20 protein-coding genes are annotated in these 21698 nt (G+C 72.7%); 15 read left to right on the top strand and 5 right to left on the bottom strand.

Annotated features, from left to right (window positions below; genetic code table 11):
- Position 1 precedes the first annotated feature (1 nt).
- From ACQPYA_RS16945 to ACQPYA_RS16935, 3 genes are all read left to right on the top strand, one after another.
- Entirely contained in the window at positions 2-229 is a 228-nt protein-coding gene (locus ACQPYA_RS16945; RefSeq protein WP_433528052.1) for a hypothetical protein, read from the top strand.
- 249 nt (positions 230-478) lie between these two features.
- A complete protein-coding gene (locus tag ACQPYA_RS16940; protein WP_433528051.1) occupies positions 479-1756 on the top strand; it encodes a protein kinase domain-containing protein in 1278 nt (425 codons plus the stop codon).
- Positions 1753-2031: a hypothetical protein gene (locus ACQPYA_RS16935; RefSeq protein WP_433528050.1), complete on the top strand. Its 279-nt coding sequence runs from the start codon at positions 1753-1755 to the stop codon at positions 2029-2031. The genes ACQPYA_RS16940 and ACQPYA_RS16935 overlap by 4 nt, the downstream gene beginning before the upstream one ends.
- Before the next feature lie 13 nt (positions 2032-2044).
- On the opposite strand, the gene ACQPYA_RS16930 is transcribed toward ACQPYA_RS16935, so the two are convergent.
- On the bottom strand, positions 2045-2752 hold the full coding sequence (locus ACQPYA_RS16930; protein ID WP_433528049.1) for a nitrilase-related carbon-nitrogen hydrolase: 708 nt from the start codon (positions 2750-2752) through the stop codon (positions 2045-2047).
- 83 nt (positions 2753-2835) lie between these two features.
- Here ACQPYA_RS16930 and ACQPYA_RS16925 point away from each other — a divergent pair, with 83 nt between their 5' ends.
- Both ACQPYA_RS16925 and ACQPYA_RS16920 read left to right on the top strand, forming a co-directional pair.
- Positions 2836-3642, top strand: a complete 807-nt coding sequence (locus ACQPYA_RS16925; RefSeq protein ID WP_433528048.1) for a DedA family protein — start codon at positions 2836-2838, stop codon at positions 3640-3642.
- Positions 3643-3697: 55 nt separating this feature from the next.
- The gene (locus tag ACQPYA_RS16920) at positions 3698-4129 is read left to right on the top strand and encodes a protein-tyrosine phosphatase family protein (protein ID WP_433528047.1); all 432 of its coding nucleotides are present in this window, start codon (positions 3698-3700) and stop codon (positions 4127-4129) included.
- 80 nt (positions 4130-4209) lie between these two features.
- On the opposite strand, the gene ACQPYA_RS16915 is transcribed toward ACQPYA_RS16920, so the two are convergent.
- The 3 genes from ACQPYA_RS16915 to ACQPYA_RS16905 all read right to left on the bottom strand — a co-directional run bounded on the left by ACQPYA_RS16915 (position 4210) and on the right by ACQPYA_RS16905 (position 8842).
- Complete coding sequence (locus ACQPYA_RS16915) at positions 4210-6483, bottom strand: ATP-binding cassette domain-containing protein (protein ID WP_433528046.1); 2274 nt, start codon at positions 6481-6483, stop codon at positions 4210-4212.
- A 205-nt stretch (positions 6484-6688) separates the two neighbouring features.
- Positions 6689-7420, bottom strand: a complete 732-nt coding sequence (locus ACQPYA_RS16910; protein ID WP_433528045.1) for a class I SAM-dependent methyltransferase — start codon at positions 7418-7420, stop codon at positions 6689-6691.
- Positions 7421-7579: 159 nt separating this feature from the next.
- Positions 7580-8842 (bottom strand): hypothetical protein, encoded by a 1263-nt coding sequence (locus ACQPYA_RS16905; RefSeq protein WP_433528044.1) that lies wholly within the window; start codon positions 8840-8842, stop codon positions 7580-7582.
- Between the two features lie 316 nt (positions 8843-9158).
- On the opposite strand from ACQPYA_RS16905, the gene ACQPYA_RS16900 reads away from it, so the two are divergent.
- The 3 genes from ACQPYA_RS16900 to ACQPYA_RS16890 all read left to right on the top strand — a co-directional run bounded on the left by ACQPYA_RS16900 (position 9159) and on the right by ACQPYA_RS16890 (position 12682).
- Positions 9159-10451: a D-alanyl-D-alanine carboxypeptidase family protein gene (locus ACQPYA_RS16900; RefSeq protein WP_433528043.1), complete on the top strand. Its 1293-nt coding sequence runs from the start codon at positions 9159-9161 to the stop codon at positions 10449-10451.
- Between the two features lie 93 nt (positions 10452-10544).
- Positions 10545-11378: a M15 family metallopeptidase gene (locus ACQPYA_RS16895; protein WP_433528042.1), complete on the top strand. Its 834-nt coding sequence runs from the start codon at positions 10545-10547 to the stop codon at positions 11376-11378.
- 272 nt (positions 11379-11650) lie between these two features.
- The gene (locus tag ACQPYA_RS16890; RefSeq protein ID WP_433528041.1) at positions 11651-12682 is read left to right on the top strand and encodes an extracellular catalytic domain type 2 short-chain-length polyhydroxyalkanoate depolymerase; all 1032 of its coding nucleotides are present in this window, start codon (positions 11651-11653) and stop codon (positions 12680-12682) included.
- A gap of 78 nt (positions 12683-12760) precedes the next feature.
- Here the strand turns inward: ACQPYA_RS16890 and ACQPYA_RS16885 are convergent, their stop codons facing one another.
- On the bottom strand, positions 12761-13741 hold the full coding sequence (locus ACQPYA_RS16885) for a hypothetical protein (RefSeq protein WP_433528040.1): 981 nt from the start codon (positions 13739-13741) through the stop codon (positions 12761-12763).
- Positions 13742-14026: 285 nt separating this feature from the next.
- Between ACQPYA_RS16885 and ACQPYA_RS16880 the strand changes: the two genes are divergently transcribed.
- The 7 genes from ACQPYA_RS16880 to mnhG all read left to right on the top strand — a co-directional run bounded on the left by ACQPYA_RS16880 (position 14027) and on the right by mnhG (position 21350).
- Positions 14027-15004 carry an ion transporter gene (locus ACQPYA_RS16880; RefSeq protein WP_433528039.1) on the top strand — a complete coding sequence of 326 codons (978 nt, stop codon included), beginning with the start codon at positions 14027-14029 and terminating at the stop codon, positions 15002-15004.
- 201 nt (positions 15005-15205) lie between these two features.
- On the top strand, positions 15206-18046 hold the full coding sequence (locus tag ACQPYA_RS16875; RefSeq protein WP_433528038.1) for a Na+/H+ antiporter subunit A: 2841 nt from the start codon (positions 15206-15208) through the stop codon (positions 18044-18046).
- Positions 18043-18516 carry a Na(+)/H(+) antiporter subunit C gene (locus tag ACQPYA_RS16870; protein ID WP_433528037.1) on the top strand — a complete coding sequence of 158 codons (474 nt, stop codon included), beginning with the start codon at positions 18043-18045 and terminating at the stop codon, positions 18514-18516. The genes ACQPYA_RS16875 and ACQPYA_RS16870 overlap by 4 nt, the downstream gene beginning before the upstream one ends.
- A complete protein-coding gene (locus ACQPYA_RS16865) occupies positions 18513-20090 on the top strand; it encodes a Na+/H+ antiporter subunit D (protein WP_433528036.1) in 1578 nt (525 codons plus the stop codon). The genes ACQPYA_RS16870 and ACQPYA_RS16865 overlap by 4 nt, the downstream gene beginning before the upstream one ends.
- On the top strand, positions 20087-20716 hold the full coding sequence (locus ACQPYA_RS16860; RefSeq protein ID WP_433528035.1) for a Na+/H+ antiporter subunit E: 630 nt from the start codon (positions 20087-20089) through the stop codon (positions 20714-20716). The genes ACQPYA_RS16865 and ACQPYA_RS16860 overlap by 4 nt, the downstream gene beginning before the upstream one ends.
- Positions 20713-20976 (top strand): monovalent cation/H+ antiporter complex subunit F, encoded by a 264-nt coding sequence (locus ACQPYA_RS16855; RefSeq protein WP_433528034.1) that lies wholly within the window; start codon positions 20713-20715, stop codon positions 20974-20976. The genes ACQPYA_RS16860 and ACQPYA_RS16855 overlap by 4 nt, the downstream gene beginning before the upstream one ends.
- Positions 20973-21350: a monovalent cation/H(+) antiporter subunit G gene (mnhG, locus tag ACQPYA_RS16850; protein ID WP_433528033.1), complete on the top strand. Its 378-nt coding sequence runs from the start codon at positions 20973-20975 to the stop codon at positions 21348-21350. The genes ACQPYA_RS16855 and mnhG overlap by 4 nt, the downstream gene beginning before the upstream one ends.
- Positions 21351-21698: the final 348 nt, after the last annotated feature.

Below are 21698 nucleotides of genomic sequence, written 5' to 3'. Positions count from 1 at the left end.
CATGGAACAGCCCGTCGGCCTCGTCATCGCCGTCGACGCGGTCACGCGTCACGTCAACTCGGCCCGACCGGACGCGCCGGTCCACGCTGAGCCGCCCCGCACCGCGCGGCTCGCCGCTTCCCGCCGTCTCGCGGCCGGCGCCCTGCGCCGGCTCGCCGACCAGATCCAGCCCGCCCCGCTCTCCGCCCCGCCCAGCTGCGCCGGCAACATCCGGGCCCGCGCCTGCTAGGTCCTGAGTCGAGGTCCCTGGCCGGCCTAGGCCCCGGGTCGAGGTCCTCGGTCGAGCCGAGGCGGAGCGCGGCCGGCCGTCGGCGGGGCCCGCCGCAGGTCGGCCAGGGGCCTCGACCCAGGGCGCGGAGGCGACGGAGCCGTCGCGGGTCACAACCGGAACCGGGCGGGTGGTGGGCCGGGCGGGGACCAGGCAGACTGGGCGGCCATGTCGCCGTTCACGCCCCACCTACGGTTGCACGGTCGCTACGTGTTGCACGAGCGCATCGGCCTCGGTGGCATGTCCGAGGTGTGGCGCGCCGACGACGAGGTGCTGGGCCGGCCGGTCGCGGTGAAGGTCCTCGCCGGAACGTTCGCCGTCGACCCGGATCTGCGGGCCACCATCCGGCGGGAGGCCCGCGCCGCGGCCCGTCTCACCCACCCGCACGTCACCCAGGTGTACGACTACGGGGAGGCCACCCTCGACGGCGGGACGGTGGTGCCGTACCTGGTGATGGAACTGGTCGACGGGCAGAACCTCGCCGACCGGCTGGCCGACGGCCCGCTGCCCTGGCCACCGGCGCTCCGGATGGCCACCCAGGTGGCCGCCGCGCTGGCCGCCGCACACCGCATCGGGGTGGTGCACCGGGATGTCAAGCCGGGCAATGTGATGCTCACCGAGACCGGCGCCAAGGTGCTGGACTTCGGCATCGCCGCGCTCGCCGGGCCGCAGCACACCGGCACCGGGCGGCCCGGCGAACCGATGATGGGTACGCCCGCGTACACCGCGCCGGAGCGGTTGGGCGCCGGGGCGCCGAACCCGGCCAGCGACGTGTACGCCCTCGGCGTACTGCTCTACCGCACCCTCACCGGTGCCGTCCCGCTGCCGGTGAGCAGCTGGGAGGAGGCCCTGGCGGTGCACAACCACCGCCCGCCCGTGACGCCGCCGCAGGTGCCGGGGCTGCCGGCGGAGATCGCCGAGCTGGTGCTGGCCTGCCTCGACGCCGACCCGGCCGGGCGGCCCACCGCCGGGCAGCTGGCCGCCCGGCTCCGGGCCGGCGCGACCGGCGAGGCGGGGTCCTCCACCGCCGTCCTGCCGATCATCTCCACACCGGCCGGGGCGCCCGTCCCGGTGGAGCCGGGACCCGCGCAGCCACCGACCCTCATCGATCGCGCCGGCCGGTGGTCCGCCGCCGCCGTCGTGCCGGCCGGCGCTCCGGCCCGTGCCGCGGACGCCGACCCGTGGTCCGGGACCGGCGCTCCGCCGCGCGGTGCGGAGGGCGACGTCTGGCCCGGTACCGGCGTTCCGCCGCGTGGCGCGACCCGCCCGGTGCCCGCCCCGGCCGGTCGCGGCGCTCCGGCCCGCCGGTCGCCGTGCTGGTCGTGGCCGGTCTGGCGATCGGCCTCGGCGTGGTGTTCGTCCTCGGCGACCGGGGCGACGAGACGCCCACCGCCACGCCCACCACCGTGCCGGTTACGCCGCCGTCCACCGCACCGGCCACGCCGCGACCCAGCGCCACCCCGTCGACGGCCCGGCCCGAACCGGTGAGCCTGCGGCAGGCCGCGGCCGAGTTCGTCGCGCTGCTCGCCGAGGCGCAGCTGGCCGGCAAGATCGACGGCAAGGCCGCCGAGAAGCTGCGCAAGGAACTCACCAAGCTGGCCGGAGGCAAGCCGAAGGACCGCGAGAAGCGGGTCGAGGACCTGCGGGAACGCCTCGACGACGAGGTCGAGCGCGGCCGGGTTCCGGCCGACTTCGCCGACCGCCTGGGCAACCTGATCGACCGGCTCGAAGCGACGACGTCCGGGAATGACGACGAGGACTGACCGGCGTGCGTCGTCAGGTCAGGGTGGCGTGCACGTACTCGCCGGGTGCGGTGCCGGCCCGGGCGAGCAGCGCACCGTCCGGTGCCCAGACCGCCGACCGGCCGGCCGCCGCGGCGTAGCCGCCGCCGGTCGATCCGGCGAAGCTCGCGACCGCGACGAAGACCCGGTGCCTGGTGGCGATCCGCAACGCCCGCTCGTCGGGCACCGCCGCCTCGGCGGCCGACTCGAGGACGGAGGCCAGATAGGCGTCGATCCCGAGGGCGCAGGTGCCGGCCGCGTGCTCCGCGACGCCGGTGTCCCTGCAGATGGCCAGGCCGAGCCGCCAGCCGTCGACGGCCAGCACGGCCGGCGCCGGGCCCGGCGTGAACCGGCGGGCCTCGACCGGGCCGAGCCACATCTTGCGGTACGCCACCCGCGCGCCGTCGCCCCGCACGGCGAGGGTGCCGATGTGCTCGCCGGTCACCGGCGCGCCGACCAGGGCCAGCGTCCCCGTCTCGGCACACGCCCGCACCAGCGGCGCCAACCGCGGGTCGGACACCTCGACCGGCTCGGCGTCCAGCTCGTAACCGGTCAGCGAAAGCTCGGGGAACACCACCACCCGGGCCGCCGCCGCGCGGACCAGCGCCGCGTGCGCCGCCACGTTCGCCGCGACGTCGTACGCCCGGCAGGACGGTTGGGCGACGGCGATCCTCAGTGGACCCCGCGTGGACTGCTCTCCCACGAGAGCGCAGCCTACGGGCTCCGCGCCCACGAAGTCGACGGCCGGCTGAGCGGCTCCCAGCTTCAGTTCGTAGCGTGGTGGACATGACTCAGTCCCCGTACGCCCCGTCCGCTGCCGGCGTCGTCGGCCAGTCCGCGCCCCCCGAGGACGGGATGGTCGGCTTCGTCACCGATCTGGTGGAGCGGCTCGGCGGCCCGGGAGCAGGGCTGGCCGTGGCGTTGGAGAACCTCTTCCCACCGATTCCCAGCGAGGTGATCCTGCCGCTCACCGGGTTCGTCGCGGCGCAGGGGCGGATGAGCGTGGTCGGGGCGATCTTCTGGACCACGCTCGGCTCGGTGCTGGGTGCGCTGGCGCTCTACTGGATCGGCGCGGTGCTGGGGCGGGAGCGGACGCGGGCGATCGCGGCCAAGCTGCCGCTGGTGAAGCTCAGCGACATCGACCGGACCGAGGAGTGGTTCCTGCGGCACGGCGTCAAGGCCGTCTTCTTCGGCCGGATGATCCCGATCTTCCGGAGCATGATCTCCATTCCCGCCGGAGTGGAGCGGATGCCGCTGCTCACCTTCGTGGCCTACACCACGCTGGGCAGCCTGATCTGGAACAGCACCTTCGTGCTGGCCGGCTACCTGCTCGGGGACAACTGGCATCTGGTCGAGGGCTACGCCGGGGTGCTACAGAATTTGGTCATCGTCGCGTGCGTGGCTGGTCTGGTCTGGTTCGTGGTCACCCGGATGCGCCGGTCGCGGCGCGCCGGTGGCCTGCGGTCGGACGACACGAGCGAGGCGCTGGTCGAGTCGGCGCCGGCCGGCGTGCCCGACCCGCAGGGGCGTGGCACCCTCTACCGCAGCGCCTGGGCCGACGACCAGCACCGCCCCGACCGCGAGGCCCGTTGACGGTCGTCGTGGCCCTGCCGAGCGGGTGATCGTGGCGCGGGCGGATACTGGTGCGATGGGTGGCGGAGGGGGCTGGGCGGACGACGTCGGTGTGGTCGAGTTGCCCAGCGGCGTACGGGTGCGCGGGCGGCGTGTCGCCGATCCCGCCTCGCCGGCCGACTTCAGCCTGCTGCTCGCGCCCGGACCCACCCCGGCCTGGCCGCACCGGCGGATCCGATGGCCGGATTTCTGGGTGCCGGTGGACCGCGCCGACGCCCTGGACGCCCTGCGCGAGGCGCTGCGCCGCGGGTACGCCGGCGAGCGGGTGGAGGTGGCCTGCCGGGGCGGCACCGGCCGGACCGGCACCGCCCTGGCGGCGCTGGCGATCCTCGACGGGCTGCCCGCCGACCGGGCGGTCGACTGGGTCCGGGCCGCCTACCGTCCCAAGGCCGTCGAGACACCCTGGCAACGCCGCTGGCTGCGCCACCTTCCCCGACCCTCCCGTTGATCGTGAGGTCAGCGGCGGGTCTGATCTCGAAACCGCCGCTGACCTCATGACCAGCGCTGCCCAGGCGCGGGGTGGGGGGATCAGGTGGTCAGGTAGTTGCGGAGGTGGTGGGCGGTGAGGGTGTCGCCTTGGGCGACCAGGTTGGCGGGAGTGCCGGTGAAGACGATCCGGCCGCCGTCGTGGCCGGCGCCCGGGCCGAGGTCGATCAGCCAGTCCGCGTGCGCCATGACCGCCTGATGGTGCTCGATGACGATGACCGTGTTGCCGGTGTCGACCAGCCGGTCGAGCAGCGCGAGCAGTTGGTCGACGTCGGCCAGGTGCAGGCCGGTGGTCGGCTCGTCCAGCACGTACGTGCTCGCCTTGTCGGCCATGTGGATGGCCAGCTTCAGCCGCTGCCGCTCGCCGCCGGAGAGGGTGGTCAGCGGCTGCCCCAGGGTGAGATAGCTCAGCCCGACATCGGCCATCCGGTCCAGGACCACCCGCGCGGGCCCGCTGGGGAAGAACTCCCGGGCCTCGGCGACCGACATGCCGAGCACCTCGCTGATGTTCCGGCCGCGCAGCCGGTAGGTGAGCACCGTGTCGGTGAACCGCCGGCCCTCGCACGTCTCGCAGACCGAGGCGACGCCGGCCATCATGGCCAGGTCGGTGTAGACCAGCCCGATGCCCTTGCAGGTCGGGCAGGCGCCCTCGGAGTTGGCGCTGAACAGTGCCGCCTTCACCCCGTTGGCCTTGGCGAACGCGGTGCGTACCGGATCGAGCAGGCCGGTGTAGGTGGCCGGGTTGCTGCGCCGGGAGCCCCGGATCGGGGACTGGTCCACCACGACCACCCCGTCGCGACGGTGCAGTGAGCCGTGCACCAGTGAACTCTTGCCCGAGCCGGCCACCCCGGTGACCACGGTCAGCACGCCGAGCGGGATGTCCACGCTGACGTCGCGCAGGTTGTGCAGGTCGGCGTGGCGGATGGGCAGTTGGCCGGTGGGGGTGCGGACCGGCTCGCGCAGCCGTACCCGATGGTCCAGGTGCCGGCCGGTGAGCGTGTCGGAGCGGCGCAGGCCGGCCACGTCGCCGGTATAGCAGATCCGGCCGCCGGCGGCGCCGGCGCCCGGGCCGAGGTCGACCACATGGTCGGCCATCGCGATGGTCTCCGGCTTGTGTTCGACCACGAGCACGGTGTTGCCCTTGTCCCGCAGCCGCAGCAGCAGGTCGTTCATCCGGGCGATGTCGTGCGGGTGCAGGCCGACGGTGGGTTCGTCGAAGACGTACGTGATGTCGGAGAGGCTGGAGCCGAGGTGCCGGACCATCTTGACCCGCTGCGCCTCGCCGCCGGAGAGGGTGGCGGACTCCCGGTCGAGGCTGAGGTAGCCCAGGCCGATCTCGACCAGCGAGTCCAGCAGGTCCCGCAGGTTACCGGTCAACGGGGCGACCGACTCGTCGTCGATGCCCCGGAGGAATTCGGCCAGGTCGCTGATCTGCATGGCGGCGCACTCGGCGATGTTGTGACCGGCGATGCGGGAGGAGAGCGCGGCGGCGCCCAGCCGGGTGCCGCCGCAGTCGGCGCAGGTGGTGAAGGTGACCGCCCGGTCGACGAAGGCCCGGATGTGCGGCTGCATGGACTCGCGGTCCTTGGCCAGGTAGAGCCGGCGCACCTTGACGATCAGACCCTCGTAGGTCAGGTTGGCGCTGCCAACCTTGATCTTCGTGGCCGGCTTGTGCAGGAGGTCCGCCCACTGCTGCGGGGTGAAGTCCTGGAGCTTGATGTCCGGGTCGAACAGGCCGGAGGCGACGATGGTCTGCCAGTACCAGGTGTCGACCGCGAAGTTCGGCACGGTGATCGCGCCGTCGTTGAGCGACTTCTCCACGTCGACCAGCTCGTTGACGTCGAGGTCGGAGACCCGGCCGAGGCCCTCGCAGGTGGGGCACATGCCCTCGGCCAGGTTGAAGCTGAACGCGCCGGCCCCGCCGACATGCGGGTCACCGAGCCGGCTGAAGACGATGCGCAGCATCGCGTACGCGTCGGTGACGGTGCCGACGGTGGAGCGGGAGTTGGCGCCCATCCGCTCCTGGTCGACCACGATCGCCGGGGTGAGGTTGCGCAACGAGTCGACGTCGGGCCGGCAGACGTTCGGCATGAACGACTGGAGGAAGGCGCTGTAGGTCTCGTTGATCATCCGCTGCGACTCGGCGGCAATGGTGCCGAAGACCAGCGAGGACTTGCCGGACCCGGAGACCCCCGTGAAAACGGTCAGCCGGCGCTTGGGAATGTCGACCGAGATCGAGGCGAGGTTGTTCTCCCGCGCCCCGCGTACCTCGATCGCGTCGTGGCTGTCGGCGGCGGACCGTGCTGGCTGCTGCATGCGAACCCTTCGCGAGAACTGGATTTCGGGTGGCCTGGCCGGGTTCAAGTGTCTCATTGACCTGCCCGTGGAGACTTTTCCAGCGTTATCGCTGGATTCTCGGCAGGAATGTCACGGCAAGTCTCAAACCGTAGGGAGGAGAAGGTGCCCGGGGACGGCCCGGGGCCACGCTCTGGCCGGCGCGGGCGCGCCTGGCGTGGTGAACTCAGCGCAGCACCAGCAGGTCGAGATGATCGATGACCGGCCCGCCCGGGGCGGTGCCGGCCGCCGCACGCAGCCGCGCCATCCCCGCCGCGAACTCGGCGTCGGTGATCAGCTGGAGCGGGGTGTGTGCCCGGCGGTCCATCCGGCCCGCGTAGTCGGCCAGCGAGTCGGCGGTGGTCTGCGCGACCGGTTCGACGGTGCTGACCGGGAAACCGGCCCGCGCGAAGGCCGCCCGGACCCGGGCCAGACCGGGGTACGCGTCGAGGACCCGGACCGCTTCGGGGAACCAGTGGAACAGCGCGATGCGCTGGTGCCGCCCGGGGAAGGGCGAGCGGATCAGCACCGGGGCGCCCGGCCGGAGCACCCGGCGCAGCTCGCGTGCCATGGCGTCCAGGTCGGCCACGTGGTGGATCATCGTCGACAGCCAGGCGCCGTGGAGGCTGGCGGTGGCCAGCGGCAGCGCGGTGGCGTCCCCGGCCAGCAACGGGCGGTGTGGGCAGCGCTCGCGCATCGCCGGGGCCGGCTCCACCGCGAGCACCCGGACGCCGTACCACTCGGCGAACGCGCCCGCCCACGCGCCGGTGCCAGCGCCGAGATCCAGCAGGGTCGACCCGGTCCGGGGCCGCAGGTGCTGCTGGACGGCGTACCGCCAGCGGTGCAGGCCGCCCCGCGCCAGCTCGCGGCTGGCGGCGAACGCGGCGGCATCGGTGTCGTCGTAGGAGATCAGAGCCACGGCCACCACCTCGCGACCGCCGCCGGGGGATCCGGTCGAGCGTTGCTGCGGTTGTAGTCGGAGAGTGAGCCGCCGGTCAACCACTTGTGAACAACCGCGCAGCGCGGGCGGGTGGGCGGCGACTCCCGGCCGCCGCCCACCCGCCTCAGCTCATCAGCCTCAGCTCACCGAGCAGGGCGCCAGGTTGACCAGGTCGGCGGGGCGGTTGCCGTCGACCCGACCGATCGCGGTGGCGATCCGGTTGAGCACCGCGACCCGCTTGTCCTTGAGCGGTCCGACGATGGCGTTCTGGACGAAGTTCGGGCCACCCTCGGGCCGGACGGCGAGCTGTGCCAGGCGGGCGTTGGCCTCCGCGATCTGGGTGTCGAGGTTGGCGAGTTCGCGCTGGACCTCGGCGGCGGCCTGGGCCGGTACGGCCGGCAGCCGGTCCCGGACACCCGGGCAGTTCACCCGTTGGGCGACGCCGCTGCCGGCACCGGTGTTGCCGTTCCCGGCGTTGCCCGCGTTGCCGTTGCCGGCATTTCCGTTGCCCGCGTTGCCGTTCCCGGCGTTGCCCGTGCCGGCGTTGCCGTTGACCGCGCTGGGCACGCCGGGCGCGTTCAGGGTGCAGGTGGCCAGGCTGTTCAGGTCGGGCCGCTGTCCGCCGGCCCGCTGGATGTTGATCCCGATCCGGTCGAGCACCGCGACCCGCTTGCTGGCCAGCGGGCCGAGGATGGCGTTCTGGATGAAGTTCGCGCCGCCCTGCGGGTTGGCGGCCTGCTGGGCCAGGCGGGCGTTGGCGTCGGCGATCTCGTTGTCCAGGTTGGCCAGTTCCTGCTCGACGCCGGCGACCGCGGCGGCCGGCACGCCGGAGAGCCGGTTGCGGACCGTCGGGCAGTTCACCGTCTGGGCCCCGGCCGCGCCCGCATTGCCGTTGCCGGCGCCGCCCTGGTTGCCGTTGCCGGCGTTGCCCGTGTCACCGAGGCCGCCGGTGCTGCCGTTGAGCTGGCTGCTCACCCCCGCCGCGTTCAGGCCGCAGGTGGCCAGGCTGCTCAGGTCGGGCCGCTGGCCACCGACGCGGGAGATGTTGATCCCGATCCGGTCGAGGGCGGCGACCCGCTTGCTGGCCAGCGGGCCGAGGATGGCGTTCTGGATGAAGTTCGCGCCGCCCTGCGGGTTGGCGGCCTGCTCGGCCAGGCGCGCGTTGGCTTCCTGGATCTGCTTGTCGAGGTTGGCCAGTTCCTGCTCGACGCCGGCGACCGCGGCGGCCGGCACGCCGGAGAGCTTGTCGCGGACGGTCGGGCAGTTCGCCGTCTGCGCCCCGGCGCCGTCGGCGGCGGAGGCCAGCGTCAAACCCGCCCCCAGCAGCACGACGGCGAGCACGCCGACCCCGCCAAGCTTCAGAGCGGCGTGCTTCCGCTGCGTTTGCGTACGCCTGACCATGCTCTCTCCTCATGATTGACCGCCGGGTGGGCCGACGACGTCGGCTGCACACTGGCTGATGCGCCATGGATGCCCGGAAAGAGTCCGGCAGCGCGGGCCCGGCCCGGTCTGCCGAGGACCCCTCCCGGTGAAGTCGGACCGGGCGTCGGGAGCGCTCCCGTGCCAGGTCCGGACGTTGCCTCGGTTCGGCCGTGGATACGGGGGGCAGTGACGATCGGTTCAACCGGTGTCGGTGCGGATCGCTGCCGGAACACGCCGGATCGCGCTACCGGCGGGGCGCCCGGCATCGCCGATCGTGCCGTTAGTCTGCGTGTTCATGAGAGTCCGGGCCCTGGCCGTCACCGCCGCCGTCGTCGCGATCGCGGCAATGCCCGCGACTCCCGGTGCGGCGGCGGTGACCGTCGGTGCGCCGACACCTCCCGCCACGCCGCCGCCCGCCGCCGCGCCGGCTCCGGGTGCTGGGCCCACCTCGACCGCGCTGCGCTGCCCGAAGGCGGTCGCGCCGAAGGTGGTCCGGTCGCCCCGGCCGACCCCGCCGCCGTCCGTGCCGGAGCACCAGGTGGTCGGCGGCGACGCGCTGGCCACCCCCGGACTCGTCGTTCCGCCGGGCGTGCCCACCCCGCCGAAGGTGACCGCGACCTCGTGGCTGCTGGCCGACCTGGACACCGGTGCGGTGCTGGGCGGCTGCGGCCCGCACGAGTACGCCACCCCGGCCAGCGTGCAGAAGCTGCTGCTGGCCGCGACCATGCTGCCGCGGCTCGACCCCGAGCAGGTCGTCACCATCACCCGCAAGGACCTTGATATCGCGCCGGGCAGTTCGGCGGTCGGGCTGCTCCCGGACGGCCGTTACCGGGTGGAGACCCTCTGGCTGGGGCTGCTGCTGCAATCCGGCAACGAGGCCGCGAACGCGTTGGCCCGCCTCGGCGGCGGGCCGGACGGGACAGCCGGCGGAGTGCGGGAGATGAACGAGCAGGCCCGCCGGCTGGGCGCCCTGCAGACCCACGCGGTCACCCCGTCCGGGTTGGACGCCCCGGGCCAGTTCACCAGCGCGTACGACCTGGCGCTGATCGCCCGTGCCTGCTTCGCCGATCCGACCTTCCGCCGGTACGTGCTCACCGAGCGCACCAGGATCCCGGCACAGAAGTCGCTGCGCGCCAAGGGCTTCCAGATCCAGAACGGGAACCAGCTGATCTTCCGGTATCCCGGGGCGCTGGGGGGCAAGACCGGCTTCACCGACTACGCCCGACACACCTACGTCGGGGCCGCCGAACGCGACGGCCGGCGGCTGGTCGTCACGCTGCTCGGCGCCGAGCCCCGCCCGCTGCGCGGCTGGGAACAGGGCGCCGCGCTGCTCGACTGGGGGTTCACGCTGCCCCCGGAGGCATCGGTCGGCCGCTTGGTGGAGCCGGGCGAGCTGGACGCCCCGCCGTCGCCGGTCGCGTCCGAGCCGGCCGGCGCAGCGCAGACCGGCGGTATCGCGTCCGCCGCCCTCGACGACGGACCCGGCGCGGGAATGCTGGTGGCGCTGGCCGTGGGCGTCGCCGCGGTCGTCGTGGCGGTGGTGGCCGCCCGTCGGGTCCGCGCCGCCGACCGCCGCTGCGGCGACTGACCCTTTGCCGCTCCGGCGAGCGAACCCCTTGCCGGTCCGGTGAGCGACCCGTTCGCCGGACCGAGCCGGCATCCGCCGATACTGTCGCTGATTGTGAGAGTCTCCGGCCCGGCCGGCGCGCCCCGCCGAGGCGGGCCGGCGCGACGGTTGCTGGTGGGAGTCGCGGTCGCGCTGGTGGCGGCTGCCGGGGCGGGATGCACCCGGCCGGAGCCCGCGCCGCGACCCGCGCCGACCCGGCCGGGCCTCGTCGTGCTGTCCGACGTGGATTCCCGCATCCGGTCCGACATCCGGTACGCCACGGCGCACAACTTCGTCGGGCGGCGCGTCGACGGCTACCCCGAGGCGCTGTGCCTGCTCACCGCGCCGGCCGCCGAAGCGCTGCGCCGGGTGCAGGACGCCGCGCTGGCCGCCGGCCGCAGCCTCAAGGTGTACGACTGCTACCGCCCCCAACGCGCGGTGGAGGACTTCCAGACCTGGGCCCGCCACACCGACGAACAGCAGATGAAGGCCGAGTTCTACCCTCGGGTGGCCAAGTCGGAGCTGTTCGACCGGGGCTACCTCGGCGCGCCCAGCGCACACAGCCGGGGCAGCACCGTCGACGTGACGCTGGTCGAGGTGCCGGTGCCCGAGCAGCCCGGCTACCTCCCGGGCCAGCCCCTGGTCGCCTGCACCGCCCCGCGCGACCAGCGCTTCGGCGACAACAGCGTCGACATGGGCACCGGCTTCGACTGCTTCGACCCGCTCGCCCACACCGACTCGCCGGGCATCGGCGACGCCGCCCGGGAGAACCGGCGGCTGCTACGGCAGTTGATGACCGACGGCGGCTTCGTCGGCTACGACCGTGAGTGGTGGCACTTCCGCCTCCGCGACGAGCCCTGGCCGGACACCTACTTCGACCTGCCGGTCACCCGCTCCTCGACCGACTGACCGCGCCCCGACAACGCGCGCCCCGACAACGTACCGCCGGCACCTCCTCGACGGCGACGCCAACCGCCCGGCCACAGGCACGCCCGTCCCGCAGAATGGACGGTGGACGCCAGGTCTTGGACAGTTTCCGTTCGTAGGGCGGGCGGCGGGCGGCACCACAGTGTGGTGCCGCGGCGTGTGGGTTTCGCTCATGTTGCCGGTGACGTGGCTCACGCTAGCGTCGCCGTACGCCGACACCACCGCCGGCCGCTCACCGGACCAGGGAGAGCGTCATGACGAAAACTGCCCTGCGACTGCTCGCCGGTGCCGTCGCGATGCTGCTGCTCACCCCCGCAGCGCCCGCGTACGCCGCCGCCACCCCGCACACCAAGACGCCGGTCTCGGGAACGCTGTCGACGTACCGCGTCTCGGGTGTGTACGTCGCCGGTGTCTCCTCCGGCGCGTACCTGGCCACCCAGCTCCAGGTGGCCTACTCGCAGCGGATCAGGGGAGCGGCCCTCTTCGCCGCCGGCCCCTACTACTGCGCGCAGAACAACGTCGCGCAGGCGCTCTACGGCTGCGGCGACAACATCTATCCGACATACCTGAGCACCCTCCAGGCATACACCCGCACCTGGGCCGGGTACGGCTGGGTAGACCCGGTCTCCGGGCTCTCCGGCGAGCCGGTCTACGTCTTCCACGGCAGCGCCGACTCCACCGTGAAGCGGTCGGTCAGCGACGACCTGGTCCGCTACCAGCAGCACTTCGGCGCCAGCGTGCAGTACGACAGCGGCTCCTCCGCCGGGCACGGCTGGGTCACGCCGTACGGGACGGTCGGCTGCTCCGCCACGGCGGCGCCGTACCTCAACGACTGCGGCACCGACCCGCAGAACTCCTTCCTGCGCAAGCTGTACGGCTCCGTGCAGGCCCCGAACACCGGGCCGCTCGGCGGCACGCTGGTGCGGTTCAGCCAGAACAGTTTCGCCGTCAACGGCTGGGCCAACGGTCTGAGCATGGACGCCGACGGGTTCGCCTACGTCCCGTCCTCCTGCGCGTCGGGGGCGAGCTGCCGGCTGCTGGTGGCGCTGCACGGGTGCCTACAGGGCCACAGCCGGGTCGGTACGGCCTTCGTGGACCGGGCCAACCTCAACCAGTACGCCGACACCAACGCCACGATCGTGCTCTATCCGCAGGCGATCACCTCGGCGAGCAACCCCAACGGCTGCTGGGACTGGTGGGGCTACCTCGGCGCGACGAACTATCCGATCAAGGGAGGCGCCCAGGTGGAGACCATCATGAACATGGTCCGCCGCCTCGGCGGTTAGTCCCGCCCGCACTGCACCCCGCCGCACAGCCCCCCGTCGCACTGCACCCGGTGGTGCGCCACCCCCGCGATGCCGTACTCAGGCGAGGCTGGCGCGGAGCGCGACGTACATCTTCCGGTCGCTGAACGCCTGTTGCGGGCCCCACCGGCCGTTGCGGTATTCCGACCACCAGACGGCAGTGTCGCCGGGGGCGCCGACCCAGACCATCACCAGGCGGCCGCGGTCCACGACGCCGAGCGACGGGCCGGCCGCGGTCGCCCGGTCGCGCAGGACCTGTTCGCCGCTGGGCGTCGAGCCGGAAACCACCGCCCAGTGGATGTTCAGGTCCTCGAGGCCGCGCCACGCCATGAACAGGTTGTCGCCGTCGGAGGCGAGCGCCGGGATCTCGGTGGTACGCCACGAGGTGTAGTTCTCCTCGACGACCATCAGGTCCTGGTCGAACGCGTGCAACGCGATCCGGGTGCCGCCGCCGAGGTGCACCCGGTAGGCGCAGTAGAGCCGCCCGCGGTGCCCCGCCACCGCCACGCCGTCGACGGCACGCATCCAGTCGAGGGTCTCGTAGGCCCAGTGCGCGCCGGGGCCGAACCGCGGGTGCGTCCAGTCCTGGCCGCGCAGTTCCGACCAGCGCATCTCGGTGGGGACGGTCATCGCTCGCCAGAACAGGAAGGTCCGGGTGCCGTACCGGGCGAGTGCGGGAAAGCCGGAGGTGGTGAAGGCGGCGGGGGTGACCAACTGCGGACCCCACCGGTACCGGTTGTCGCCGGGTACGGCGCCCGGCGCCAGCTGGTCCTGACGGGAGTACCAGATCCGCCGGTCGGCGCCCGCGCCGCGCCAGGCCATGCAGGCGTTGCTGCCGGTGCCGACGATGGAGGGGCCGCTGCTGGTGGCGCGGTCGGTGAGCACCTCGGGTGCGGGCCAGCGCAGGGTGTCGCCCACCACCCGGGCGGCGGGGGACCAGCGGACCGCCTCGCGGCGCGGTCCGGACGGGTTGTGCTCGCACCAGCCCATGCCGGGCACCCGCACCGACAGCACGCCCGGGATGCTCGGAGTCACGGTCATGGGAACCCTCCGTTTTCGGGGCGTTCGCGCCCTCTGTCCCGGGGCGGCTTGCGGCGACGGCCACCTTCCTGGGACCGGAGGTTACTGACCCGGCCGGCCAAGATTGGGCTGCCGTCGGATAGCCGACCAGGTCAGCGAGAGCGCCGCCCCGTTGCCGCGTCCCGCGGCGGCAACCGACCGTCCCACGTGTTGATCCTTCCGGCCCCCGGGCGGCTGATGTTGGGCACCGCCGGCCCGTAGGCTGTGGGTCATGACTGCCGTACGTCGATGCCAGAGTGACGCACGGTGGCTGGCCCTGCCGGCCCCGGTGCCCCCGCCGGGGCGGGCCATCCGGTGAGCGGTCTGCACGTGCCGGCCCAGCGGGGTGGACCGGCCAACTCCGCGCACCGTTCCCGGCTGGTCGACACGTGTGCCCGAATCTCCGCCTCGCGGCCGTTCGAGATCGCCATCGTCGGGGTCATCCTCGCCAACGGGGTGGTCCTCGGCCTGGAGACCTATCCCCACCTGGGCACCGCGGGCACGGCGCTGTACGCGCTGGAGTGGATGTTCCGGACCGTCTTCGTCGTCGAGATCGCCATCCGGCTGCTGGCCTACGGTCGTCGGCCACAGGACTTCTTCCGGCACGGCTGGAACGTCTTCGATTTCCTGGTGATCGCGGCGATCTTCGTCCCGGCGTTGCACGGCGACTCGGCGCTGTTGCGGGTCGTCCGGGTGCTGCGGATGGTGCGGCTGGTGCGCTTCTCGCCCGGCCTGCGGACGATCGTCGCGGCGCTGTGGCGGAGCCTGCCCGGCATCGGCGGATTCTTCGCCCTGGCCGTGGTGACGCTCTACGTCTACGGCATGGCCGGCTGGCTGATCTTCAAGGACGTCTACCCGGAGGAGTACGGGAACATCGGGCGGTCGCTGCTGACCCTCTTCGTGCTGCTCTCCCTGGAGACCCTGCCGGACCTGATCGACCAGGGCATGGAGTTCTCCCCGTGGACCGTGCTGTATTACGCCAGCTTCGTGGTGATCACCGTCAACCTGCTGCTCAACATCCTGATCGCGGTCTTCGTCAACTCGATGGAGGAGGCGCGCCGGCTGGAGATGACCGAGGGGCTCGCCCCCGGGTACGACGAGGACGGTGACGGGGTGCCCGACGAGCTGGACCGGATCGCGATCAGCCAGCGGCTGGACGATCTCCGGACCCTCATCGTCGAACTCGAACGGGAACTGCGTATCGACCGCGACGACGGCCGGCTGCGCCGGACCGGAAAGGACTGAACGACCGTTCTGGTCGAGGTGCTGGTCCTGGTTGATGCCGCGTTTCGGCTTCGAGTCCATCGATGAAGCTGAGGTGAACTCGGACGCCGCTCTGGGCGCTCTGTCATCGGACACACCTTTGATCCAAATCACGACAGATGCAGATGGCGGTCCTTACCGGATAGGGTCGTTGCACCGACGGATGATCTCTGGGGAGGGTGTGTGCTGGTACTGGTGGCGGTCCATGCGCTGACAGCCGTGATCGCCCCGGCACTGGTGCGGCTCTGGGGGCGGCAGGCCCTCTACCTGGTGGCACTGGCGCCCGGCGCGACGCTGGTGTGGGCCCTGACACAGACCGGCGGAGTCCGCTCCGGCGACCCGGTGGTCGAGACGGTGCCCTGGGTGCCGCAACTCGGGCTGGAGCTCGCCCTCCGGATGGGGACGCTGTCCTGGCTGATGGTGGTCCTGGTCGGGGGCGTCGGCGCGCTGGTGCTGGCGTACAGCGCCCGCTACTTCCGCTCCGACGACGCCGGGCTGGGGCGTTTCGCCGCCGTCTTCGTCGCCTTCGCCGGGGCGATGCTCGGCCTGGTCGTCTCCGACGACCTGCTGCTGCTGTACGTGTTCTGGGAACTCACCACCGTCTTCTCCTACCTGCTGATCGGCAGTGACCCGGCGAAACGGGCCAGCCGGCGGGCGGCCATGCAGGCGCTGCTGGTCACCACGCTGGGCGGCCTGGCGATGCTGGCCGGGTTCGTGATGCTCGGCCAGCACGCCGGCACCTACCGCTGGTCCGAGATCGCCCAGAACCTGCCCGGCGGCAACTACCTCGCCGTCGCCCTGCTGCTCGTCCTGCTCGGCGCGCTGAGCAAGTCGGCGATCTTCCCGTTCAGCTTCTGGCTGCCCGGCGCGATGGCGGCGCCGACGCCGGTCTCCGCGTACCTGCACGCCGCGGCGATGGTGAAGGCCGGCGTGTTCCTGGTCGCCCTGATGGGCCCCGCCGTCGCCGGCCTCGCGCCCTGGCGACCCGTGCTGCTGGCCACCGGCCTGATCACCATGTTCTTCGGCGGGTGGGCCGCGCTGCGCCAGGTCGACCTCAAGCTCCTGCTCGCGTACGGCACGGTCAGCCAGCTCGGCCTGCTGATGGTGATCCTCGGCGCGGGCAGCCGGGACGCCGCGCTGGCCGGCGTGGCCATGGTGCTGGCCCACGCGCTGTTCAAGGCCACCCTGTTCCTGGTGGTCGGTGTCGTCGATCACGCCACCGGCACCCGGGACCTGCGCGAACTCAGCGGCGTCGGGCGTCGGGCACCGGCGCTGGCGGTGGTGGCCGGGCTCGCCGCGGCGTCGATGGCCGGCCTGCCGCCGATGGCCGGCTTCGTGGCCAAGGAGGCGGCGGTCGAGGCGCTGCTGCACGGCGGCGGCAGCGACCGGATGGTGCTGGCCGGCGTGGTGCTCGGCGCGATGCTGACCGTGGCGTACACGCTGCGCTTCCTCTGGGGCGCCTTCGCCGACAAGGTCGGCACGCCCGACACGCCCGACCCGCCGGCCACCACGGTCCGGACCGTCTCTTGGCCGTTCCTCGCGCCGGCGGCCGTGCTGGCGCTGGCCGGCGCCGCGGTCGGCCTGCTCGCCCCGGCGGTGGATCGCCTGCTCGCCCCGTACGCCGATCTCTACCCCGCCGCCGAGCCGGGCTACCACCTGGCGCTGTGGCACGGGCTCACACCGGCGCTGGGCCTGTCGGCGCTGGCCGTGGCCGGCGGTGCCGGCCTCTTCCACCTGCTGCGCCGCGAGCGGGTGCGGGCCAGCCTGCGGCTGCCGTTCGACGGCGCCACCGCCTACAAGAAGTCCATCGGCGGCGTCGACCGGCTGGCGGTGGAGCTGACCGGCGCCACCCAGCGTGGTTCGCTGCCGTTCTATCTCGGCGTCATCCTGGTGGTGCTGGTCCTGATGCCGGGTGGCGCGCTGCTGGCCGGCAGCCCCTGGCCGCAGCGCTTCCACCTCTGGGACACGCCGTTGCAGGGGGTCGCCGCCGCGGTGGTCGTGGTCGCCGCCGTGATGGCCGCCCGCGCGCTGCGCCGGCTCACCGCGATGATCCTGGTCGGCGTCGCCGGCTACGGCATCGCGCTGCTGTTCGTCCTGCACGGCGCGCCCGACCTGGCGCTGACCCAGTTCCTGGTGGAGACCGTCACGATCGTCATGTTCGTGCTGGTGCTGCGCCGGCTGCCGGCGAAGTTCTCGGAGCGGCCGATCCGGTCAAGCCGCCGTGGCCGGGTGGCCATCGGCGTCGCCGTCGGCGCGGTCACCGCCGGCATGGCGTACGTCGCGGCGGGCGCCCGCCAGGCCGTGCCGATCTCCGTCGGCTTCCCCGACGAGGCCGTCTCGTACGGCGGCGGCAAGAACGTGGTCAACGTGACCCTGGTCGACATCCGGGCCTGGGACACCATGGGCGAGATCGCCGTGCTGGTGGTGGCCGCCACCGGTGTGGCCAGCCTGATCTTCCGCCATGCCCGCGACCTGGGCCGGCGGGGCGACATCCCCGGCGGCGGTCGGGCGGAGTCCACCCGGCCACGCTGGCTGACCACCGGCGCGACCGCCCGGTCCCAGTCGGTCATCCTCCAGGTGGTCACCCGGCTGCTGTTCCACGTCATCGTGATCTTCTCCATCTACCTGCTGTTCAGCGGGCACAACGCCCCGGGTGGCGGGTTCGCCGCCGGCCTGGTCGCCGGTCTCGCCCTGGCCGTGCGCTACCTGGCCGGTGGGCGTACCGAACTCAACGGGGCCGCGCCGGTCGACGCCGGCGTGGTGCTCGGGGCCGGGCTCTTCGTCGCCGTCGGCACGGGGGTGGCCGCGATGCTGCTCGGCGGGGAGTTCCTACAGAGCGCCCTGCTCGACTTCCACCTGCCGGTGCTGGGGCACATCCACTTCGTCACGTCGGCCTTCTTCGACGTCGGCGTCTACCTGATCGTCGTCGGCCTGGTGCTGGACATCCTGCGCAGCCTCGGCGCCGAGATGGACCGCCAGCACGAGACCGAGGACGACGAGGTACGGGAAAAGGAGCTGGTGTGACACCCAACCTCACCTACGTCATCGTGGTGGGCGTGCTCGTCGCCGCCGGCGTGACGTTGCTGCTGGAGCGCAGCCTCACCCGGGTGCTGATGGGCGTCATCCTGCTCGGCAACGGCGCCAACCTGCTGCTGCTCACCGGCGGGCGGGCCGGCGGGGCGCCGATCGTCGGCAGCACCCCGCAGGAGGAGATGAGCGACCCGCTACCGCAGGCGATGATCCTCACCGCCATCGTCATCACCCTCGGCATGACCGCGTTCCTGCTCGCCCTGGCGTACCGCAGCTGGCACCTCAACGGGCACGACGAGGTGCAGGACGACGTCGAGGACCGCCGGATCATGGAGCTCGCGGAGCGCGACGAGGGCCCGGACGGCGCCGACTCCAGTGACGGCGACGATGACGACGATGACGACACGCAGACCGACAACGAGCGGCCGCTGGCCGCCACGGCGGACGCGGGGAGGGCCGGATGACGTACCTCGTCCCGCTGCCGGTGGTGATGCCGCTGCTCGGCGCGGCGCTGACGCTGTTGCTGCTCGGTCGCCCGGGCGCCCAGCGATGGGTCAGCCTGACCGTGCTCACCGCGACCGTCGCGGTCGCCGCGACGCTGCTGATCCAGACCAGCCTGGACGGCCCGCTGGTGGTGGAGGTCGGCGGCTGGGGCGCCCCGCTGGGCATCGTGCTGGTCGCCGACCAGTTGGCCGCGCTGATGCTGGTGGTCTCCGCCTCGGTCACCCTCTGCGTGCTGGTCTACTCGATCGGGCAGGGCATGGCCGACGGCAACGAGGAGACGCCGCTGTCGGTCTACCACCCCACCTACCTGGTGCTGACCGCCGGCGTGTGCAACGCGTTCCTCTCCGGCGACCTGTTCAACCTCTACGTCGGCTTCGAGATCCTGCTGGTCGCCAGCTACGTGCTGCTGACCCTGGGCAGCACCGAGACCCGGATCCGGGCCGGCACCACCTACGTCGTGGTCAGCCTGCTCTCGTCGGTGATCTTCCTGGTCGCCATCGGCCTGGTGTACGCCTCGACCGGCACCCTCAACCTAGCCCAGCTCGTGGACCGGCTCGACGCCCTGCCGGACGACATCCGGTTGGTGTTGCAGGGCATGCTGCTGCTGGCCTTCGGCATCAAGGCGGCGGTCTTCCCGCTGTCGGCCTGGCTGCCGGACAGCTACCCGACCGCGCCGGCCCCGGTCACCGCCGTCTTCGCCGGCCTGCTCACCAAGGTCGGCGTGTACGCGATCATCCGTACCGAGACGCTGTTGTTCCCGGGCGGGCGGACGGCCACCCTGCTGCTGGTGACGGCGGTGCTGACCATGGTGGTCGGCATCCTCGGCGCGGTCGCGCAGTCGGACATCAAGCGGTTGCTGTCGTTCACCCTGATCAGCCATATCGGCTACATGCTCTTCGGGGTCGGGCTCACCACGTCGCTCGGCCTCTCCGCGGCGATCTTCTACGTGGTGCACCACATCACCATCCAGACCACGCTGTTCCTCGCCGCCGGACTGGTCGAACGGCGCGGCGGCAGCACCGCCATGGACCGCCTCGGCGGCCTGGCGAGACTCTCGCCGCTGCTGGCCATCCTCTTCTTCGTACCCGCGCTGAACCTGGCCGGCATCCCACCGTTCTCCGGGTTCCTCGGCAAGCTCGGCCTGGTCCAGGCGGGCATCGACAACGGTGGCGTGCTGGCCTGGATCCTGGTCGCCGGCGGGCTGCTCACCAGCCTGCTCACCCTCTACGCCATCGCCCGGGTCTGGAACCTCGCCTTCTGGCGGGCACCGCACCCCGACATGCCGGACGTCGGCGGCCTGGCCCCGGCGGCCCGCGCCGACGGTGTGGAGCAGCCGCACCAGGTCGTCACCGTCGCCCAGACGGGCGCCGTCATGCCCGGGTTGATGATCGCGCCGACCGTGGCCCTGGTGGTGTTCGGGCTGGTGCTGACCCTGGTCGCCGGTCCGCTGTTCGACCTCAGCACCGACGCCGCCAACGACCTGCTGCGCCGGACACCGTACGTCGAGGCCGTCTTCCCTGGGGGTACGCCGTGAACCCCGACCCGATGACCCCGGCCCCGCCGGCCGACCCGCCGAACCCGCCGCTGACCCGGGCGGCCCGGCGGCGCAGCCGGATCATCGCGGTGACCGGCCTGGTCGCCGTCTGGGTGCTGCTCTGGGGCACCCTCTCCTGGGCCAACGTGATCAGCGGACTGGTGGTGGCCGCCATCCTGCTGGCGGTCTTCCCGCTGCCCCCGGTGACGTTCGCCGGGCGGATCCACCCGCTGCCGTTGCTGCGTTTCGCACTGCGTTTCCTCCTCGACCTGGTGGTCGCCTCCGCCCAGATCGCCTGGCTGGCCCTGCGGGTCGGGCACACCCCGCGCAGCGCCGTCATCGCGGTCCAGCTGCGGGTGAACACGGACCTCAACCTCACCCTCACCGCCGAGGCGTTGTCCCTGGTGCCGGGGAGCCTGATCCTGGAGGCCGACCGCAACACCGGCACCCTGTTCATCCACGTCATCAACCTGGACAGCCTGGACGAGGTCGAGCAGTTCCGGCGTGGCGTGCTGGAGTTGGAGGCACGCATCATCGCCGCCATCGGCTCCGCCGACGAACAGCGCCGCGTCCGCGAGGGCGCCTACCCACCGCCACCGGCCGACCTGGAAGGGGTGCCGACATGACCGCCGTCGCCGTGACCGTCACCGTGCTGCTCGCCGCAGCCGGCGGGCTCACCCTGACCCGCATCATCCGCGGCCCGTCGATCCTGGACCGGGCCGTGGCCACCGACGTGCTGCTGGCCATCATCGTCGCCGCGATCGCCACCGAGGCCGCCTACAGCCGCGACGCCACCGCCCTGCCGGTGCTGGTGGTCCTGGCGGTTCTCGGGTTCGTCGGGTCGGTCAGCGTCGCCCGCTTCGCCGCCGGGAGAAACAGCAAATGAGCCTGGACGCCGTGCTCGACATCGTCGCCGCCGTCTGCCTGATCACCGGCGCGCTGCTCAGCCTCGCCGCCGGGGTGGCCCTGGTGCGCTTCCCCGACCTGCTCACCCGGATGCACGCCGCGGCCAAGCCGCAGGTGCTCGGCCTGCTGCTGGTGCTGGTCGGCTGCGGCCTGCGGCTGCGTACCGGGGTGGACATCACCACGCTGGTGCTGGTCGGCGTCTTCCAACTGGCCACCGCTCCGGTGGCCGCGCACATGGTTGGCCGGGCCGCGTACCCGCACGACGAGATCCGCACCGACCTGCTGCTCACCGACGAACTCGCCGCGCACCTGGATCGGGTCGCCGCGGACCGGGAGGACGCGGCGCGGGCCTGATCGTCGGCTCAATATCGATTGCGGCCCCGGCCGACGGTCCCTAATCTTCTCGGCATCGGACAGATCCGACGAGAGCCGGAGGGAGTACGCCGTGTCGAAACGTGACCGCAGCCAGGCCGAGTGGCTTCTGCCGTGTCCCGCCGTCATGCCCGGCGGCACACCGGCACATCGCTCAGGCCGCCCCCAACCGACCCGGCGATCGGCCCGACGCAGCTAACCAGCGCGCCGCCCGATCCCGCCGAGGCCGCCCACCCGTCCCGGGTCCGGGCGGCTCTCCACACCCTCAACCCGCCGCCCTCTTCGGTGCGCGTTGATCATGCACTCCTGGTCGCCGGATAAGGCGCAGAG

The organism is Micromonospora sp. CA-263727, from assembly GCF_050942455.1.
In the GTDB taxonomy this organism is placed as follows: domain Bacteria; phylum Actinomycetota; class Actinomycetes; order Mycobacteriales; family Micromonosporaceae; genus Micromonospora.
This window is presented reverse-complemented; position numbering and strand designations above follow the sequence as displayed.

Coding starts and splice junctions, on each gene's coding strand:
- ACQPYA_RS16925 (WP_433528048.1), top strand. CDS start 2,836: ATGACTCAGTCCCCGTACGCCCCGTCCGCTGCCGGCGTCGTCGGCCAG.
- ACQPYA_RS16900 (WP_433528043.1), top strand. CDS start 9,159: ATGAGAGTCCGGGCCCTGGCCGTCACCGCCGCCGTCGTCGCGATCGCG.
- ACQPYA_RS16905 (WP_433528044.1), bottom strand. CDS start 8,842: ATGGTCAGGCGTACGCAAACGCAGCGGAAGCACGCCGCTCTGAAGCTT.
- mnhG (WP_433528033.1), top strand. CDS start 20,973: ATGAGCCTGGACGCCGTGCTCGACATCGTCGCCGCCGTCTGCCTGATC.
- ACQPYA_RS16945 (WP_433528052.1), top strand. CDS start 2: ATGGAACAGCCCGTCGGCCTCGTCATCGCCGTCGACGCGGTCACGCGT.
- ACQPYA_RS16890 (WP_433528041.1), top strand. CDS start 11,651: ATGACGAAAACTGCCCTGCGACTGCTCGCCGGTGCCGTCGCGATGCTG.
- ACQPYA_RS16855 (WP_433528034.1), top strand. CDS start 20,713: ATGACCGCCGTCGCCGTGACCGTCACCGTGCTGCTCGCCGCAGCCGGC.
- ACQPYA_RS16920 (WP_433528047.1), top strand. CDS start 3,698: ATGGGTGGCGGAGGGGGCTGGGCGGACGACGTCGGTGTGGTCGAGTTG.
- ACQPYA_RS16865 (WP_433528036.1), top strand. CDS start 18,513: ATGACGTACCTCGTCCCGCTGCCGGTGGTGATGCCGCTGCTCGGCGCG.
- ACQPYA_RS16885 (WP_433528040.1), bottom strand. CDS start 13,741: ATGACCGTGACTCCGAGCATCCCGGGCGTGCTGTCGGTGCGGGTGCCC.
- ACQPYA_RS16915 (WP_433528046.1), bottom strand. CDS start 6,483: ATGCAGCAGCCAGCACGGTCCGCCGCCGACAGCCACGACGCGATCGAG.